The following is an 18,550-nucleotide window of genomic DNA, read 5'->3' as shown; positions in this document are numbered from 1 at the left end:
AGCTCACGAGGAGCTAACCTTTTTTATTTAGCTATATACACCACGTAATACATTTGTTTGTGTACGATCTGGACCTACAGAGAAAATAGATAAAGGAATACCTGTTAATTGAGACACGCGCTCTAAGTAGTGGCGAGCGTTATCAGGTAACTCATCTAATGTTTTCACACCCGTAATATCTTCTGTCCAACCTGGAAGCTCTTCATATACAGGTTCGCATTCTGCAAGTGTTTTTAAGCTAGCAGGGAATTCTTCCATAACTTCCCCTTTATAACGGTAAGCTACGCAAATCTTTAATGTCTCAATTCCCGTTAATACATCAATTGAGTTTAAAGATAAATCTGTGATTCCGCTAACGCGGCGAGCATGACGTACAACTACACTGTCGAACCAACCTACACGGCGAGGACGACCAGTTGTTGTACCATATTCACGTCCTACTTCACGGATTTGATCACCGATTTCGTTTGTTAATTCAGTTGGGAAAGGACCGTCACCAACACGAGTTGTATACGCTTTTGATACACCTACAACGTGTTTGATTTTAGATGGACCTACACCAGAACCAATTGTTACTCCACCCGCTACTGGGTTTGAAGATGTAACAAATGGATATGTTCCTTGGTCGATATCTAACATAACACCTTGTGCGCCTTCAAATAGTACACGACGTCCTTCGTCTAACGCATCATTTAATACTACTGATGTATCAACAACATATTTTGCAACTTGTTGACCATACTCATAGTACTCATCTAAAATTTCTTCTAATGTAAAGCCTTCTACTTCATACATTTTTTCAAGAAGGCGGTTCTTTTCAGCTAAGTTTTGTGTTAATTTTGTTTCAAATACTTCACGGTCTAGTAAATCGGCAATTCGAATACCAACACGTGCTGCTTTATCCATATAAGCTGGTCCAATACCTTTTTTCGTTGTACCAATCTTATTTTCACCTTTACGTTCTTCTTCAACTTCATCTAATTTTAAATGATATGGAAGAATCACATGAGCTCGGTTACTAATACGTAAGTTTTCTGTTGTTACACCGCGATCATGTAAGTATTTTAATTCTTGAACAAGCGCTTTTGGATCGACAACCATACCGTTTCCAATTACACATGTTTTGTCATTATAAAAAATACCTGAAGGAATTAAATGTAACTTATAAGTTTCACCATTAAACTTAATTGTGTGACCTGCATTGTTCCCACCTTGGTAACGTGCAATCACTTCTGCATTTTCTGATAGGAAGTCTGTAATCTTCCCTTTTCCTTCATCTCCCCATTGTGTTCCTACTACAACGACTGAAGACATATCTTAAGCACCTCCGCTTAGTAAGCAACAGCTCACTACGACATAATTTAACCATGGATAAGTGTATCAATTTATCACGCTAAAGTCAATTAAATCCGAACGATTTAACAAAAGTTATTACAAATATATCGTATTTTGCGGAACGAATGCGATAACAATAAAATAAAACCTCTCATATTGAGAGGTTTTATGCACCAGGCGGCACTCCTGCATCATCAAAGCGCCGCTCGAGATTAACGAATTTATTGTACTCTTTTACAAAGGCAAGCTGTACGGTTCCAACTGGACCGTTACGCTGCTTGGCTATAATAATCTCGATAATATTTTGATTTTCTGTATCTTTTTCATAATAGTCTTCACGATATAAGAAAGCTACGATATCGGCATCCTGCTCAATACTTCCGGATTCACGGATATCAGACATCATCGGTCGCTTATCTTGTCTCTGCTCTACTCCACGGGAAAGCTGTGATAAGGCGATAACAGGAACTTCTAATTCACGAGCTAAAGATTTTAACGCACGCGAAATTTCAGATACTTCCTGCTGTCGGTTTTCTCCGCTTCGTCCATTACCTTGAATAAGCTGTAAGTAGTCAATTAAAATCATCCCAAGTCCGCCTTCTTGTTTCAAGCGACGACACTTAGAACGAATTTCACCTACTCGAATACCCGGTGTATCATCAATATAAATCCCTGCATTGGACAAAGATCCCATTGCCATCGTAAGCTTTCCCCAGTCATCAGCTGTAAGCGAGCCTGTACGCAGCCTTTGTGCATCAATATTTCCTTCGGCACACAGCATCCTCATAACAAGCTGCTGAGCACCCATCTCTAAACTGAAGATTGCTACGTTCTCATCCGTTTTCGTTGCAACGTTTTGCGCAATATTTAAGGCAAAAGCCGTTTTACCTACCGATGGACGGGCCGCTACAATGATTAAATCATTTCGTTGGAACCCTGCTGTCATTCTATCTAAATCACTAAACCCGGTTGGGATACCTGTAATGTCACCTTTTCGATTGTGAAGAACTTCGATATCATCATACGTTTGTACAAGTACATCTTTGATATTTTGAAACACACCGCTGTTTTTACGCTGTGCTACTTCTAAAATGTTTTTTTCCGCTTCATTTAATAAAACTTCTACTTCGTCTTCCCTTGCATATCCTTCTGAAGCAATATGCGTTGCAGTACGAATTAGACGGCGTAAAATCGACTTTTCTTCTACGATTTTACCGTAATACTCTACGTTTGCAGCCGTTGGAACAGAGTTAGCTAAATCACTTAAATACGATACGCCGCCAACTTCTTCTAAGATTTTTTGATCAGCTAATTCAGACGTTACCGTTACCAAATCAACCGGTTCACCTTGGTCAGAAAGTTTCAGCATACATGTAAAGATTTTCTGGTGCGATGCCCGGTAAAAATCTTCAGGTATCAGCAGTTCAGATGCTAAGGTTAAAGAAGAAGGCTCTAAGAAAATGGCCCCTAATAGCGCTTGCTCTGCTTCAATATTCTGAGGCGGAAGACGATCAGCAAAAAGATCACTCATATTTCTATGCCCCTCTTATATTCTTTCGTATTTTCTTTCATCATAAATGTTGGCGCGAACAAATACAAGTCCGCGCCAACCCTTTATATTATTTACCTATTTTTCAATCGTACGTTTATTTTTGTTCAGTCACGTGTACCTTTACCGTAGCCGTTACTTCCGGATGTAATTTAACCGGTACATTTGTGTAGCCTAATGCGCGAATTGCATCATTTAATTCAATTTTACGCTTGTCTACTTTAATTTTGTGCTTTTTCTTTAATTCTTCAGCAATTTGTTTGCTTGTGATAGAACCGAATAAACGGCCACCTTCACCAGATTTTGCTGTTAATTCAACTGTTAGTTCTTCAAGAGTTGCTTTTAACTCTTTGTTTGCTTGAAGTTCTGCAGCTGCATCTTTTTGCTCTCTATTTTTTTGTGCTTCTAATACTTTCACATTACCGCCTGTAGCTTCAACGGCATAACCATTTTTTAACAAGAAGTTATGTGCATAACCGTCTGAAACATTTTTCACTTCACCTTTTTTGCCTTTTCCTTTTACATCTTTTAAGAAAATTACTTTCATGATTTTTTACCTCCATCTAAGTACTCATCAATTGCTTGTTTAAGCCGTTCTTCAGCTTCATCCAAACTAATGTCTTGAAGCTGAGTAGCAGCATTCGTTAAATGGCCTCCGCCTTGGAGACTTTCCATAATAACTTGTACATTGATATCTCCAAGCGATCTCGCACTAATGCCAATTAGATTATCCCGTCGCTTAGAAATAACAAACGAAGCAACCACTCCGCTGATTGAAAGCAGCGTATCTGCAGCCTGCGCAATTAACACTTGATCATACATTTTGTTTGGTTCAGCTCGTGAAATGGCAATACCTGCTGTATAAATCTCTGCATGTTCAATAAAGCGTGCTCGCTGTACATATTGCGTGATATCTTCTTTTAAAAACTTTTGAACAAGAACCGTATCTGCGCCTTGAGAACGTAAAAAGGACGCTGCATCAAACGTACGAGATCCCGTGCGTAATGTAAAGCTTTTTGTATCGACAATAATACCGGCTAAAAGTGCTGTTGCTTCTAGCATATCAATTTTAAATCGTTTTGGCTGGTATTCAAGAAGCTCAGTAACGAGTTCTGCTGTCGAGGAAGCATATGGCTCCATATAGACAAGAAGAGGATCTTCGATAAAGTCTTCTCCTCGTCTATGATGATCAATGACCACGACGTTTTCAATACGATTTAATAACCTTTCTTCAATAACGAGCGACGGCTTATGCGTATCTACTACTACTAAAAGAGTATCATCACTCACAAGATTTAAGGCTTCTTCAGGCGTAATAAATCGTTCCCACAGGCCTTCTTTCTTTTTAATCTCTTCTAGCATCCGCTGAACACCTGTATCAATATGATCAGGATCTAATACGATAAAACCGTCTTTCTGATTGACTTGCGCTACTTTTAATATCCCAATAGCAGCGCCTACAGCATCCATATCCGGATACTTATGACCCATGATAATCACTTTTCCACTCTCTGTAATGAGCTCTTTTAACGCGTGAGAAATAACTCTTGCACGCACGCGCGTCCGTTTTTCCATTGGGTTTGTCTTACCCCCAAAGAATTTTACTTTTCCATTCGGCTGTTTAATCGCTACTTGATCTCCACCTCGACCTAAAGCCAAATCCAAACTAGATTGAGCTAAAGCACCCAGCTCAGGTAAATCAGCAGAACCAGCTCCGATACCAATGCTCAATGTAAGCGGTATATTTTGTTTAGACGTCTCTTCACGAACTTGGTCTAAGATAGAAAATTTGCTTCGCTCTAAATGAATTAAGATTTGTTCATTCATAATCGCAATAAATTTCTCGGAAGACGTACGTTTAATAAAAATACCGTATTCTTGAGCCCAACTATTTAACATAGAGGTTACTTGGCTATTCAAGTTACTTTTAACTTGATCATCCATTCCTTGCGTTAGTTCATCATAATTATCTAAAAAGATAATACCTAAACTTGTTCGTTCTTCTTCATACAATTTTTCGATTTCTATTTGCTCTGTAATATCAAAGAAGTACAGTAAGCGCTCGTCTCGTTTAATCACCACTTTAAATTTCCGATCATGCAACGTGACAACTTCTGTTTCCACTTCTTGTTTGATCAGTGGAATAATACTTTCGGCTACATCGTATAATGATCTTCCCACTAGTGTGTCTTCACCGAGACAAGATGCTAGAAAAGGATTCGTCCATTCAATTTGATATTCATCATTAAACAGCATAATCCCAATCGGCATTTCCATTAATGCCTCTTCGCCTACTTTTTTCAGCCGATGAGACAGCATTGAAATATAGGTTTCAAACTCATCGGACAGCATTCGCTCCATTCTCATGTATAGAAAAAGACAGGCTAATAGTAATATAAAGCCTATCATTCCTATGATCCAATTATGATAGGTCACGATACCTACTAAAATCAGAGCTATACTATACAATGAGTAAAATGGATAGCGAATGACGTTCTTTTTTGTAAAGACAGGCATCCATTTCAGCTCCTACTTTTTTAAGTTCCACAATATCTACTTTTTTGTGTCTAATTGTTTTCTTAAATTAAATCCTAAATCAATTATACCTAAGATGCGCACAATTTGAAGGATAATTGGAATAATTAATGCTAAAATTGTTACAACAATTGGAATTGCTTTGGCATACCCTTTTTGATGTGAGAAATAGAAAATAAAAGAAATCCCTTGTAACACTACTAGCATTTGCAGTCCCATCACGATGTTGATAATAGCTACGTACATAAATGTACCTTGTTCAATATTAAAAGATGGGAAGGATAAGATTAATGCAATCAAATAATACCATAGAATACTTTTAGGAAGTTTGAATTCACGAAAAGGCGGGAATGCTTCCACCTCATAACCTGTTCTTTTAAGAATAGGCGTAGCAATAAGCTGAGAGAAAAAGGCCAGAATAACTCCACCTATAACAATTAATAGAGGCAATAGATTTTTAAACATATCAAATGCATCTCTCATTTGGTCAATTTGAGATTCCTTCACGTCTTGTCCTAAACTTTTCATCATTTCAATACTTTGATTAATTGATTGATCTAAAGCATTATTTATTTGCTCCATTAAATTAACATTAAAAATGACATTTGCTCCTACAAACAATAAAAGTAAACCTAAACTAAATGCAACCGTTCCGCCTAGTAAAATGGTATACCTTTTTTGTTTTTGTCGGTAAAGCATTCCTATTGCTAATCCACCAATACCAAATACAAATGTAAAAGGAAGAGTCAGCACATTTCCAAATAACAAAGTCAATAACAACCCTACTACTAAAAATAATATTGCCTTTTTCCACCCATGACGAACGGTATACACAATAAATGGTACAGCCAGCGCTAGTTGAAAAATGGTTCCCACAACAGGTATGTATAGTGAAAAAAGCAACAGCGCCACAAACAGCGCTAAAAGAGCTGCTCCTTCTGTAATATATCGAATTCCTTTCACAACTTCACCTCGTTGATATAGACTATTATTTATTTTATCGATTCAATTCATAAGAAGCAACTATTTGACAAAAGAGCACCTATGTAATGTAAAAAGAGGCAGTAAGGGAATCCTTACTGCCTCTTTTTATACCGTTCATTATTCACCAGAAACATATGGTAATAATGCCATTTGACGAGCGCGTTTGATAGCGATCGTTAATTTACGTTGGTATTTAGCGCTTGTTCCAGTTACACGACGAGGTAAAATTTTACCACGCTCTGAAACGAATTTTTTAAGCATATCTACATCTTTGTAATCGATGTGAGTGATGCCGTTTGCTGTGAAGAAACAAACTTTACGACGTCTGTTGCGTCCACCTTTACGTCCACCTGCCATTTTGATACGCCTCCTTCCGCTTAAAAGTTTCTATAAAATTTTATACTCCGGATAATCTACTGCGAATTAAAACGGTAAATCGTCATCTGAAATGTCAATTGTCTCGCCATTATTTGCAAATGGATCATCATCAACGCGAGTATAACCTTGATTACCTGAGTTACGGTTCTGATTATCTCCAAATGGARAGCCTTGTCCAGATCCTCCAGTGTTAGCAAAGTTACTGCGTTGCGTATCCCCACCGCCACTTTTCGGCTCTAAAAATTGCACACTTTCCGCTACAACTTCCGTTACGTATACGCGACGACCGTCTTGTCCTTCGTAACTGCGAGATTGTAGTCGACCATCAACACCAGCTAAACTTCCTTTTTTAAGGAAATTGGCTGCATTTTCAGCCTGACGACGCCATACAACACAGTTGATGAAGTCAGCTTCACGTTCACCTTGCTGATTTGTAAATGTGCGGTTTACCGCTAAAGTGAATGTTGCAACCGCTGCTCCACTCGGGGTATAACGTAATTCAGGATCTTTGGTTAAGCGTCCTACGAGAATTACGCGATTCATCATCAGAACCACTCCTTAAGGAAATAAAACCCAATTTATTTAAACGTTTAATTATGCTTCTTGTTTAACAACGATATGACGGATAATGTCTTCGTTGATTTTCGCAAGACGATCAAATTCAGAAACTGCTTCTGAATTAGCCGCCACGTCAAGAATCATGTAGTAACCGTCACGGAAATCATTGATTTCGTATGCTAAACGACGTTTACCCCATTCTTTAACATTTGCGATTTCAGCACCATTATCAGTTAATACGCCGTTAAAGCGCTCAACTAATGCTTTCTTTGCTTCGTCATCAATGCTTGGACGGATGATGTACATTACTTCATACTTTCTCATCACTGTCACCTCCTTTTGGTCTAACGGCCCGAAACGGGCAAGGAGCAATAAAATATTACTCACGAATTAAAATTATAGCACACTACCATAGGCAAAGCAATACGCATTGCGGGCTGTTTCGTAAATATATGCTAATATTTTAGCCAACGACAAAAGCCGAAAGAAGATATCTCCTTTCGGCTTTTAATCTTATACGTTAAAGCGGAAATGCATAACGTCTCCGTCTTTTACGATGTATTCTTTTCCTTCTAAACGTACTTTTCCAGCTTCACGAGCTGCTCCCATTGTTTTGGCAGCTAATAAATCCTCATATGACACCGTTTCTGCGCGAATAAATCCGCGTTCAAAATCTGTATGAATAATACCTGCACACTCAGGAGCTTTCATACCTTGTGTAAACGTCCATGCGCGTACTTCTTGCTCACCAGCTGTAAAGTACGTAGCTAATCCAAGTAAGTCGTACGCTGCACGTACAAGCTGATCTAGACCTGACTGTTCGATGCCTAGTTCTTCAAGGAACATTGCTTTTTCTTCTCCTTCAAGCTCAGCAATTTCAGATTCAATGCGTGCACAAACAACAATCACTTCTGCACCTTCACTTGCCGCATACTCGCGCACTTTTGCTACATATTCGTTAGCAGATGCATCCGCTACTTCATCTTCAGAAACGTTTGCTACATAAAGAATAGGTTTGATCGTTAGCAAATGAAATTGTTTTACTAGTTTCATTTGCTCTTCTGTAAATGATACAGCACGARCTGGCTGATCACTTTCAAATGCATTCTTTAGTTTCTCTAAAATTTCGTATTCATACATTGCTTCTTTATCTTTTTGTTTAGCCATCTTTTGAACACGGCCAATACGCTTCTCTACCGTTTCTAAATCTGCTAAAATCAACTCTAAATTAATTGTTTCAATATCTGAAATAGGATCTACTTTTCCTGAAACGTGTGTGATGTTTTCATCTTCAAAACAACGCACAACGTGACAAATCGCATCTACTTCTCGAATATGAGATAAGAATTTATTTCCCAGTCCTTCACCTTTACTAGCACCCTTTACGATTCCAGCGATATCTGTGAATTCAAATGCTGTTGGAATTGTTTTTTTAGGTTTTACAAGCTCTGTAAGTTTTTGAAGACGATGATCAGGTACTTCTACAATACCTACGTTAGGATCAATCGTACAGAAAGGATAGTTCGCAGATTCTGCGCCCGCTTGTGTAATTGCATTAAATAATGTTGATTTCCCAACGTTCGGAAGACCAACAATTCCAGCTGTTAAAGCCATATATTTATTCACTCCTCTTTATATATCCGAAACAAGTTAACCTGTCACAATTATAGTGAGTCAACTTTTGAAATACAAGTTTAATAAAGAACCTTTAGTAACACCGCTTTAAGATGCTTCATTTTGTCCCATCTTACAGTATAAGGCATAAACATAGAAAATGCATGAGGTTATTCCTCATGCTTTACAAGAATTTTTTTCATTTTACGTGCAAAATCACGTCTTGGAATCATTACGCTATGGCCGCAGCCTTCACATTTAATGCGGATATCCATTCCCATTCGAATGATTTTCCATTCATTTGTACCGCAAGGATGAGGTTTTTTCATTTCCACAACGTCATTTAAACCAAATTCTTTTTCCGTCATCAACTCTCTCCTCCTTATTTCCCTTTCAACGTCGACGAATGCTGTGCTTCTTCTGTACGATTATACATAACCATACGAGGAAATGGAACTTCAATGCCATGTTCATTTAGCCTTGTACGCACTTCTTTACGAATCATACGAGAAATATGGAAATGTCTCATTGGTTTTACTTCGCTTGTAATCCTCATTGTGACTTCAGTTGCATGGATATTTTGAACCCCCAGCAATTCAGGCGTTTTAACCATATCTTCATAGCGGCTTGGTAATTCTTCTAGCAGCTCTAAAATCACTTTTTCTGCTTTTTGTATGTTTTCTTCATAAGAAATGCTTACATCAACAAAAGCTACGCTGTTATGTAACGAAAAATTAGTGACCTCCACAATACTGCCATTGGGCAAGATATTAATCTCGCCTGTCCAACTCTTAATCTTTGTTGTTCGCAGACCGATTTCTTCTACAGTTCCCTCAAATGTTCCTACTCGAACATAATCCCCAACGGAGAACTGATCTTCAAAGATAATAAAAAATCCCGTAATGATGTCTTTCACTAAGTTTTGAGCACCAAACCCTACCGCGAGCCCTACGATTCCAGCCCCCGCTAGCAATCCTCTAACATCTACCGATAATGTTTCTAAAATCATAACTCCCGCAACGAAATAAATAGCATAAGAAAAAACATTCTGAAGCAAACGGACCATCGTAGCTTCTCGTCGCTCAGAAATACGCAAAGGGCTATTTGTGCGAACCTCTACAAATTTATTTAACGCTTGCTTCCCAATTCGAATTAAAAACATGGAAATAAGCAGAATCAACAGAATTTTTATGAAGCCTTCTCCAATATGTGCCCACGTTTCTTCTTGAAAAAATGGCTCAAATACGTTCTTAAAAACTGACTTCAACGAATTCATACTACATGTAGCTCCTATCGTAACATACTCTACATACGAGAAAGTTTTAATCTATTGTAGCAAGTTTCTACGAACTTTTGTAGCGATTTCGAAATGGATACAATAGAACGGCTGTTACTAAAAATAAATTGACGATTCCATACATTGGATACAAAACAGCAATCAAAGTAGAAAAACCTAACTTTGTAAAGGGAATCATTAAAAGTAGCCAGCAGGCTGCCAGTTTCCAAAGAGATTGCACTCTTTCAGTATGAAAACGCGCGGTCAGTCCTAAGATTCCCGATACGGCTGTTGTATAAATTGCAATGAGCAAAACAATGCTCATCAAAAACAGCATCGTATAAGGAAAGTCTTTCAGAATAGCGAATAATGGAATTTCATAAGAAGAAAGAAGGCCTGAAACTTGAATAAGCGATTCATTATAAATAAAGGAGAGCCCTCCTAATAAAAAACCACTGCCAACACTTGCAATATAAATCTCTTTTTTGCTTTTAATTTCCTTTCCAATTGTAGATAATACCGCGACAAGAGGAAGAATATTTAAAGCCGTAAAGGTAAAAGCAGCAGGCCAATTATGCTGAAGATGCCAATCAGTTACTCCAGGATGACGTAAAACAAATGTAAGAAGTACGCCAGCTAGTCCAATCATTAAAATTGGCATAACGAAAGAATTGATAGAAAGAAGCCCATTTAATCCTCTTGAAAAAACAAAGACGATAAACGCACTAAGAGCGCCAATTCCCCACCAGTAAGGAACATGCCACATTTCCAATGTCGCCCCGCCGCCCGCGATCATAATCACCGTCGTCGTAAACAAATAAAAAACGATTAAAACATCGTAGGCTGCAGCCCATCTCTTTCCTATTAATTCAATTAGTACTGGATAAAATTGATTGGTTCGGTAGCGATAGCTGATTTGCATAATCACATTGCAAGAAATCGCAAAAATAATAGAAAATAGAAAAATAGCAAGTCCGCTTTCTTCGCCAAAGAACTGCCATAGCTCTCTCCCTGAAGCATACCCAGCGCCTATCATGGTTCCCATAATTAAGAATATCCATTTACATCCTGCTCTCCACATYGATTTTCCCCCAATCCATGAAATATATGTATAGAATCTTCAAAATCTTCGTATACTGTTACTATTATGTATAAGGAGTGGACCCTATGAATTTAAAATCTCCCTTCTTTGAGAAGACACAACATTCAACCCGCGTATTTCATGATGAAGAATCTGCTACAAAGAAGCTGAGTACACAGTTACTATCTTTACTTCCAGCACAGAAAGACAGACCAATTGTTTTTGTATGTATTGGAACGGACCGTTCAACTGGGGACTCATTGGGTCCATTAGTCGGAACGAAATTGAATGAAAAGAAGGTTTCGTCTTTTCACATTTTTGGAACGTTAGAAGAGCCTGTTCATGCTGTTAATTTGAAAGAAACGTTAAAACATATTCAAAAACTTTTCCCGAATCCTTTTATTATTGGAATTGATGCTTGTTTAGGTCGTATGAAAAGCGTAGGCTCTGCATCACTTGGAATAGGACCCGTTAAACCAGGAGCAGGAGTTAATAAAGAATTGCCGCCAGTCGGGGATATTCATATAACAGGGGTTGTCAACGTGAGCGGATTTATGGAGTTTTTCGTCTTGCAAAATACGAGGCTTCACCTCGTTATGTGCATTGCCGATTTAATCGCGAAAAGTATTGAGACTGCGCACAACGAACGAGAGAAAGAGTTTAATAATTCTTCGGTTTACCAACCTGTAAGACATTATAAACAATAAAAAAGGTTGTCCTAAAACTAGGACAACCTTTTTTATACAGAAGATTTGTTAGTCTGAGAAAGATCGTTAAATAATTCAAGAAGACGGTTTAAATCTTCTTTAGAGAAAAATTCGATTTCAATTTTTCCTTTTTTCTTGCTTTGCGTAATATGAACAGAGGTACCAAAACGCTCACGAAGCTGTGTTTCACTTTGTTTTATAAATAAATCTTTATCTTTTTTAGTTTTTGATGTTTCACGTGGAACGGCTTTATTTAAGTGGGCAATATAAGCCTCTAGCTGTCTAACATTCAATTGTTCCTTGCGTATTTTTTCAACGACTTTAGGTAGAAGAGCTTTATTTTTCAAACCGACTAGCGTACGGCCGTGGCCCATAGACAATTCATTAGTAGAAATGAGGGTTTGAATTTCCTCAGGCAACTGCAAGAGGCGAACATAGTTAGCAATATGAGGTCGGCTTTTTCCCAGTCGTGTAGCAAGTTGCTCCTGTGTCATATCGAGCTTATCCATAAGCAATTGATAAGCGGTTGCTTCTTCAATTGGCGTCAAATCTTCACGTTGTAAATTTTCTAACAAAGCTAGTTCCATCATTTGCTTTTCTGAAAAGTCTTTTATAATGACAGGAACAGTAGCAAGGTCGGCTTCTTTAGCAGCTCTAAATCGTCTTTCACCCGCTAAGATTTCATAGCCTTTAATGCTTTTGCGAGCTACAATAGGCTGTAAGATGCCATGATGTAAAATGGATTGCTTTAACTCATTAATTGCTTCTTTATTAAACGTTTTACGTGGTTGATAGGGGTTGGGTCTGAGTTCATGAATAGCAACTTCCTGAATTGAATCATCAGCCTGTGCATCTAAGCCTGAAAATAAGGCATTAATTCCTTTCCCTAATCCTTTCGCCATTATAAATCACTTCCTTTGCAAGTTCCGTATAAACTGCGGCCCCTCTAGATCTTGCATCATATAAGATAATTGGTTCACCATGACTAGGTGCTTCGCTCAAACGAACATTTCGAGGAATAATCGTTTGATAAACGCGATCCTGAAAGTACTTCTTCACTTCTGCTGTTACCTGAAGTCCTAAATTTGTGCGTGCATCAAGCATAGTCAGTAACACACCTTCGATACGCAGTTGATTATTCAAATGTTTTTGGACTAATCTAACGGTATTTAGCAGTTGACTTAACCCTTCAAGCGCATAATATTCACACTGTACAGGTATTAAAACAGAATCAGCTGCCGTTAACGCATTTAATGTCAGTAAACCAAGAGAAGGGGGACAATCAATAATAACATAATCAAAGTGATCTTTCACCGTTTCTAAAGCTCTCTTAAGTCGAACTTCACGTGAAATGGTGGACACTAATTCAATTTCTGCACCAGCTAATTGAATGGTCGCGGGAATGATTGATAAATTTCCGACGGCTGTTGAACGAACAACGTTCTTAGCTTCCATATCTTCCACGATTACATTATAAATACATTCATCTACATCTGCTTTATCTATGCCAACTCCACTCGTAGCGTTACCCTGGGGATCTCCGTCTACAAGTAGAACCTTTTTTCCTTGTTCAGCTAAACAAGCTCCTAAATTAACAGCGGTTGTTGTTTTTCCAACTCCGCCTTTTTGATTCGCAACTGCCACAATTTTCCCCATGTTGTCACCTACTTTCATTTCCATCCCATTTGTCCAGACAGTTTAATTGCTCATTGAATTTTCTGACGAAAAACTTTGATAAAAAAGCCTCATCAAAAAAGATGAGGGCTATTTCTTTATTTTTTCGGAATCTTAATAGTAAACTGAAAATACTCATCAAACTCTTCTTCTTCCGTGTTTAATGAAATACCGCTGTCACTAACCATTGTCAAGGATTGACGAATTGTATTCATTGCGATGCGCGTATCTTTACTAAACGCTTTTCTTTTTGCTTTTGGCTTTTTAACCTGCGTTTCCAACAATTTAACTACTCGATCTTCCGTTTGTTTTACATTTAATTGTTTTTCAATAATTTCAGCTAATACTTGAAGTTGTTTTTCTTGATTTTTGAGGGGAATGAGCGCTCTTGCATGTCGCTCTGTAATCAATTTTTGTTTGATTGCTTCTTGTATTTCAACAGGAAGCTTTAACAAACGAAGCTTGTTTGCAATTGTGGATTGGCCTTTTCCTAAACGTTGAGCTAATGCCTCTTGGGTAAGATTATGTAACTCAATTAACTTTGCGTAGGCTAGTGCTTCTTCGACAGCCGTTAGCTCTTCACGTTGTAAGTTTTCTATTAAAGCCACAGAGGCCGTTTCTGTATCGTTAAAATGTTTCACAATTGCAGGAACCGTATCCCATCCTAAGCTTTGTACAGCTCTCCACCGGCGTTCTCCAGCAATTAATTCGTATTCTTCGCCCTCAGTCGGTCGAACCACAATAGGTTGAATGATACCGTGTGTATGAATAGTCAGAGCTAGCTCTTCAATTTTTGCTTCATTAAACACAGTACGCGGCTGGTAACGATTTGGAATAATACTTGAAACCCTAATTTGTTTTACTTCATCTCTTAAAACTTTTTCGACATTTTCATCTTGGACAGTTTCAATCTCTACATGAATATCCTCATCTTTTTCCTTTAAATTAAAAAAACGTGAAAAAGCAGATTTCATAGTCCCACACCACCTTCAGGAAAATCCCGCCTTAAACTAATTCGATGTTTTTTAACCATATCCTGCTTTCTAAACAGAAAATATAGAGAAGAAAATGTTTCATATGAAACATTTTCTTCTCTATCTATTTAATGCCTACTCTAGTGGAAGCTTAACTGGGGTACCAGGTTTTCTAGGATATTTTTTAGGCGTTTTCTTGATTTTGTCTATTAAAATAATGTAACGTTCACTTTGCTCCAAAGGCAATTGGAAATGTTCAATCGACTTCACTTTTCCGCCTAATACTTGGAATGATTTTTCTCCATTTTTTAATTCCTCTGGGGCAGAAGCACCTTTCATTGCTAAAAAGCGTCCTTGTTCTTTAACAAGCGGTAAGCAAAATTCATTAAGAACCGAGATACGTGCCACGGCTCTTGCCGTTACAAGATCGAATGACTCGCGAATCGTTTCTTTTTTACCAAATGTTTCAGCTCGATCATGACATAGTGTGACATTGTCTAGTTCAAGCTCATTTACAAGATGCGTTAAAAACGTAATACGCTTTTGTAACGAATCAACGATTGTTACATGCAAATGCGGGAAGCAAATTTTGATCGGAATACTTGGAAATCCTGCTCCTGCACCTACATCACACATGGATTCAATTTCTGTAAAGTCCTGAAAAAAAGCAGCTGAAATAGAATCGTAAAAATGCTTTTCATACACTTCACCGTGATCAGTGATAGCAGTTAAATTCATTTTTTCGTTCCATTCCACTAAAACTTGATAATACTTTTCAAATTGATTCAGCTGTTTAGAAGAAAGAGAAATTCCCTTTTCTTCTAATAGCTGTTGAAACTGTTGAATATTCATTGAGTTTCCCTTTCTTCGCGCCTAAGAGTTTTAATCATTTGATACTTTAGCGATGCGCCCTTGTTCAATATAAACAAGCAAGATTGAAATATCAGCTGGGTTGACTCCAGAAATACGTGAAGCTTGCGCTACCGTTAGTGGCCGCACTTGGTTTAATTTTTGACGTGCTTCTGTAGCTAAACCGTTAATTGCATCATAATCAATATAATCAGGAATCTTTTTGTTTTCTAACTTCTTCAAGCGTTCAACTTGCTGAAGTGATTTCTGAATATATCCTTCGTATTTCACCTGAATTTCTACTTGTTCAGCTACTTCAGGATCTACCGTCTCATCAGCTGGTGCTAATTGATGAATATGAGTATATGTCATTTCAGGACGGCGAAGTAAATCTGTCGCACGAATGCCATCTTTTAATTCGCTGCCGCCAGCTTCTTTAATCAGTTGTTGAACAGCTTCGTTCGGCTTAATAATAAAGGAGAAAAGACGTTTCTTCTCTTGCTCGATTTCCGATTTCTTCTGTTCAAATTTAGCATAGCGCTCATCGCTGATTAATCCTAGTTCACGACCAATTTCAGTAAGGCGTAAATCAGCGTTATCATGACGAAGCAATAAACGATATTCTGCACGAGACGTTAACAGACGATACGGTTCATTTGTTCCTTTTGTTACTAAATCATCCACCAATACACCGATGTAAGCATCAGAACGTCCTAAGATGACTTCTTCTTGTTCCAGGGCTCTTCTTCCCGCGTTAATTCCAGCAAGAAGACCTTGGCCTGCAGCTTCTTCATAACCAGATGTTCCGTTAATTTGTCCAGCCGTATAAAGATTTTTAATTTTTTTCGTTTCAAGCGTTGGCCATAACTGAGTCGGAACAATGGCATCATATTCAATAGCATAGCCCGCACGCATCATTTGGACTTTTTCAAGACCCGGAATTGTCGCAAGCATTTGACGCTGTACGTGCTCAGGAAGACTTGTTGATAGTCCTTGAACATATACTTCTTGCGTATTTCTTCCTTCTGGCTCTAAGAAAATTTGGTGGCGCGGTTTATCATTAAAGCGCACAACCTTATCTTCAATAGATGGACAGTAGCGTGGTCCAGTACCTTTGATCATCCCAGAATACATAGGAGATAAGTGAAGGTTGTCATCAATAATTTGATGAGTTTGTTCACTTGTATATGTTAACCAGCAAGGCAGTTGATCTGTAATGTACTGTGTTGTTTCGTATGAGAAAGCACGAGGCACATCATCCCCAGGCTGAATCTCTGTTTTGCTGTAATCAATAGTTGAGCTATTAACACGAGGTGGAGTTCCTGTTTTAAAACGGACCATGTCCAGCCCTAACTCCTCTAAGTGTTCAGAAAGCTTAATAGCCGGTTGTTGATTATTAGGACCGCTTGAATATTTTAGTTCACCTAAAATAATTTCCCCGCGTAAGAATGTCCCTGTCGTAATAACAACTGTTTTAGCTTTATACACGGCTCCCGTTTGAGTGACAACGCCCGTACATACACCGTCTTCTACGATTAATTGTTCTACCATACCTTGCATAAGCGTTAGATTTTCTTCGTTTTCTAACGTTTTTTTCATTTCATGCTGATAAGCAAATTTATCCGCTTGAGCTCTAAGTGCTCGAACAGCTGGACCTTTTCCTGTGTTTAACATTCTCATTTGAATATGAGTTTTATCGATATTTCTACCCATTTCTCCGCCAAGAGCATCAATTTCACGTACGACAATACCTTTTGCAGGACCCCCTACAGAAGGGTTGCAGGGCATAAACGCCACCATGTCTAAGTTGATGGTCAACGTTAACGTTTTAGCACCCATACGCGCAGAAGCAAGTGCCGCTTCACAACCTGCATGACCTGCTCCAATGACAATAACATCATATTGTCCACCTTCATATTGCATAATAGTAGCCTCCTTTAATAATCTATTTTCCTAAACAGAATTGAGAGAATAACTGATCAATTAAGCTTTCGTGAACAGCATCACCAATAATTTCACCTAATAGTTCCCACGTTCTTGTTAAATCAATTTGGACGATATCGATTGGAACACCACTTTCAATGCCTGTGATGGCCTCATCGATAGCTCCTCTTGCTTGCGTTAAAAGCGCAATATGTCTCGTATTAGATAAATATGTTAAATCTTGAGATTCAATTGTTCCTCCAAAGAAAAGAGCTGCGATTGCTTCTTCAAGCTGATCTACTCCTTGTTCTTGAAGAAGCGAAGTCGTAACTATCGGATGATCACCAGCAAATTGCTGCACTTCCTCTAGATTAATTTTTTGCTCAAGATCTGTTTTATTCACAATCACGATAACGTCCATGCCTTTTACAGCTTCAAATAGCTTTTTATCTTCGTCCGTTAGTTCTTCATTAAAATTCAACACAAGCAAAATTAAATCTGCTTCTTTCAAGTACTGACGGGAGCGTTCCACACCAATTCGTTCTACAATATCTTCTGTTTCACGAATTCCAGCTGTATCAACTAATCGCAGAGGAACTCCTCGCACATTGACGTACTCTTCGATTACATCTCGCGTCGTTCCAGGAATGTCTGTGACAATGGCCTTTGCATCTTGCACTAAACTATTTAAAAGAGAAGATTTCCCTACATTAGGACGTCCAATAATAACCGTAGCCAATCCTTCTCTTAAAATTTTTCCTTGATGAGAGGTTTGAAGAAGCTTATCAATTTCTTGGCGTACATTTGAAGCTTTTTCGATCAATACTTGGTGAGTCATTTCCTCTACATCGTCATATTCTGGGTAGTCAATGTTTACTTCTACATGGGCAAGTGTTTCGAGAATTTCCTGCCGTAAATGACGTACTAGCTTGGACAAACGCCCTTCCATTTGGCCAATCGCCATATTCATCGCTTTATCTGTTTTGGCACGAATTAAATCCATGACAGCTTCTGCTTGTGACAAGTCTACTCGACCATTTAAAAACGCTCGTTTTGTAAACTCACCCGGCTCAGCTAAACGGGCACCATTTGCAATAACTAACTGCAGCACAC

At 38.3% G+C, this 18,550-nt stretch carries 19 protein-coding genes; 1 reads left to right on the top strand and 18 read right to left on the bottom strand.

Annotation, left to right across the window (positions count from 1 at the left end):
• Window positions 1-27 precede the first annotated feature (27 nt).
• The 12 genes from AC1DRF_RS04930 to AC1DRF_RS04875 all read right to left on the bottom strand — a co-directional run bounded on the left by AC1DRF_RS04930 (window position 28) and on the right by AC1DRF_RS04875 (window position 11,310).
• Entirely contained in the window at window positions 28-1,314 is a 1,287-nt protein-coding gene (locus AC1DRF_RS04930; RefSeq protein WP_221841161.1) for an adenylosuccinate synthase, read from the bottom strand.
• Window positions 1,315-1,501: 187 nt separating this feature from the next.
• Window positions 1,502-2,866 (bottom strand): replicative DNA helicase, encoded by a 1,365-nt coding sequence (gene dnaB / locus AC1DRF_RS04925; RefSeq protein WP_028409758.1) that lies wholly within the window; start codon window positions 2,864-2,866, stop codon window positions 1,502-1,504.
• Window positions 2,867-2,981: 115 nt separating this feature from the next.
• Window positions 2,982-3,431, bottom strand: a complete 450-nt coding sequence (gene rplI / locus AC1DRF_RS04920; protein ID WP_013059910.1) for a 50S ribosomal protein L9 — start codon at window positions 3,429-3,431, stop codon at window positions 2,982-2,984.
• Window positions 3,428-5,401, bottom strand: coding sequence for a DHH family phosphoesterase (locus tag AC1DRF_RS04915; protein ID WP_043977599.1), 1,974 nt, complete (start codon window positions 5,399-5,401; stop codon window positions 3,428-3,430). The genes rplI and AC1DRF_RS04915 overlap by 4 nt, the downstream gene beginning before the upstream one ends.
• Window positions 5,402-5,437: 36 nt before the next feature.
• Entirely contained in the window at window positions 5,438-6,382 is a 945-nt protein-coding gene (locus tag AC1DRF_RS04910; protein WP_028409760.1) for a YybS family protein, read from the bottom strand.
• Between the two features lie 138 nt (window positions 6,383-6,520).
• Entirely contained in the window at window positions 6,521-6,760 is a 240-nt protein-coding gene (rpsR, locus tag AC1DRF_RS04905; RefSeq protein ID WP_013059913.1) for a 30S ribosomal protein S18, read from the bottom strand.
• Between the two features lie 66 nt (window positions 6,761-6,826).
• Window positions 6,827-7,327 carry a single-stranded DNA-binding protein gene (gene ssb, locus AC1DRF_RS04900; RefSeq protein WP_477740391.1) on the bottom strand — a complete coding sequence of 167 codons (501 nt, stop codon included), beginning with the start codon at window positions 7,325-7,327 and terminating at the stop codon, window positions 6,827-6,829.
• A gap of 48 nt (window positions 7,328-7,375) precedes the next feature.
• Window positions 7,376-7,663 carry a 30S ribosomal protein S6 gene (rpsF, locus tag AC1DRF_RS04895; protein ID WP_053487843.1) on the bottom strand — a complete coding sequence of 96 codons (288 nt, stop codon included), beginning with the start codon at window positions 7,661-7,663 and terminating at the stop codon, window positions 7,376-7,378.
• 189 nt (window positions 7,664-7,852) lie between these two features.
• Window positions 7,853-8,953 carry a redox-regulated ATPase YchF gene (gene ychF, locus AC1DRF_RS04890; RefSeq protein ID WP_477740390.1) on the bottom strand — a complete coding sequence of 367 codons (1,101 nt, stop codon included), beginning with the start codon at window positions 8,951-8,953 and terminating at the stop codon, window positions 7,853-7,855.
• A 170-nt stretch (window positions 8,954-9,123) separates the two neighbouring features.
• Window positions 9,124-9,321, bottom strand: a complete 198-nt coding sequence (locus AC1DRF_RS04885; RefSeq protein WP_013059917.1) for a DUF951 domain-containing protein — start codon at window positions 9,319-9,321, stop codon at window positions 9,124-9,126.
• Window positions 9,322-9,335: 14 nt separating this feature from the next.
• Window positions 9,336-10,229, bottom strand: a complete 894-nt coding sequence (locus AC1DRF_RS04880; protein ID WP_230184062.1) for a mechanosensitive ion channel family protein — start codon at window positions 10,227-10,229, stop codon at window positions 9,336-9,338.
• A gap of 67 nt (window positions 10,230-10,296) precedes the next feature.
• Entirely contained in the window at window positions 10,297-11,310 is a 1,014-nt protein-coding gene (locus AC1DRF_RS04875) for a YkvI family membrane protein (RefSeq protein WP_043977603.1), read from the bottom strand.
• A gap of 86 nt (window positions 11,311-11,396) precedes the next feature.
• Between AC1DRF_RS04875 and yyaC the strand changes: the two genes are divergently transcribed.
• A complete protein-coding gene (yyaC, locus tag AC1DRF_RS04870; RefSeq protein WP_013059920.1) occupies window positions 11,397-12,017 on the top strand; it encodes a spore protease YyaC in 621 nt (206 codons plus the stop codon).
• 32 nt (window positions 12,018-12,049) lie between these two features.
• Here the strand turns inward: yyaC and AC1DRF_RS04865 are convergent, their stop codons facing one another.
• The 6 genes from AC1DRF_RS04865 to mnmE all read right to left on the bottom strand — a co-directional run.
• Entirely contained in the window at window positions 12,050-12,919 is an 870-nt protein-coding gene (locus AC1DRF_RS04865; RefSeq protein WP_013059921.1) for a ParB/RepB/Spo0J family partition protein, read from the bottom strand.
• Window positions 12,891-13,673 (bottom strand): ParA family protein, encoded by a 783-nt coding sequence (locus tag AC1DRF_RS04860; RefSeq protein WP_013085563.1) that lies wholly within the window; start codon window positions 13,671-13,673, stop codon window positions 12,891-12,893. The genes AC1DRF_RS04865 and AC1DRF_RS04860 overlap by 29 nt, the downstream gene beginning before the upstream one ends.
• A gap of 116 nt (window positions 13,674-13,789) precedes the next feature.
• On the bottom strand, window positions 13,790-14,665 hold the full coding sequence (noc, locus tag AC1DRF_RS04855; RefSeq protein ID WP_013059923.1) for a nucleoid occlusion protein: 876 nt from the start codon (window positions 14,663-14,665) through the stop codon (window positions 13,790-13,792).
• 135 nt (window positions 14,666-14,800) lie between these two features.
• Complete coding sequence (rsmG, locus tag AC1DRF_RS04850) at window positions 14,801-15,517, bottom strand: 16S rRNA (guanine(527)-N(7))-methyltransferase RsmG (RefSeq protein WP_013085565.1); 717 nt, start codon at window positions 15,515-15,517, stop codon at window positions 14,801-14,803.
• 30 nt (window positions 15,518-15,547) lie between these two features.
• Window positions 15,548-17,437, bottom strand: a complete 1,890-nt coding sequence (gene mnmG / locus AC1DRF_RS04845; RefSeq protein WP_427076656.1) for a tRNA uridine-5-carboxymethylaminomethyl(34) synthesis enzyme MnmG — start codon at window positions 17,435-17,437, stop codon at window positions 15,548-15,550.
• Between the two features lie 22 nt (window positions 17,438-17,459).
• On the bottom strand, window positions 17,460-18,550 hold a 1,091-nt coding region (mnmE, locus tag AC1DRF_RS04840; RefSeq protein WP_477740389.1), incomplete at its 5' end, for a tRNA uridine-5-carboxymethylaminomethyl(34) synthesis GTPase MnmE.

The organism is Priestia sp. P5_B4 (genome assembly GCF_056400385.1).
The sequence above is the reverse complement of the archived record's forward strand: the minus strand, read 5'-3'. Positions and strand labels throughout refer to the sequence as shown.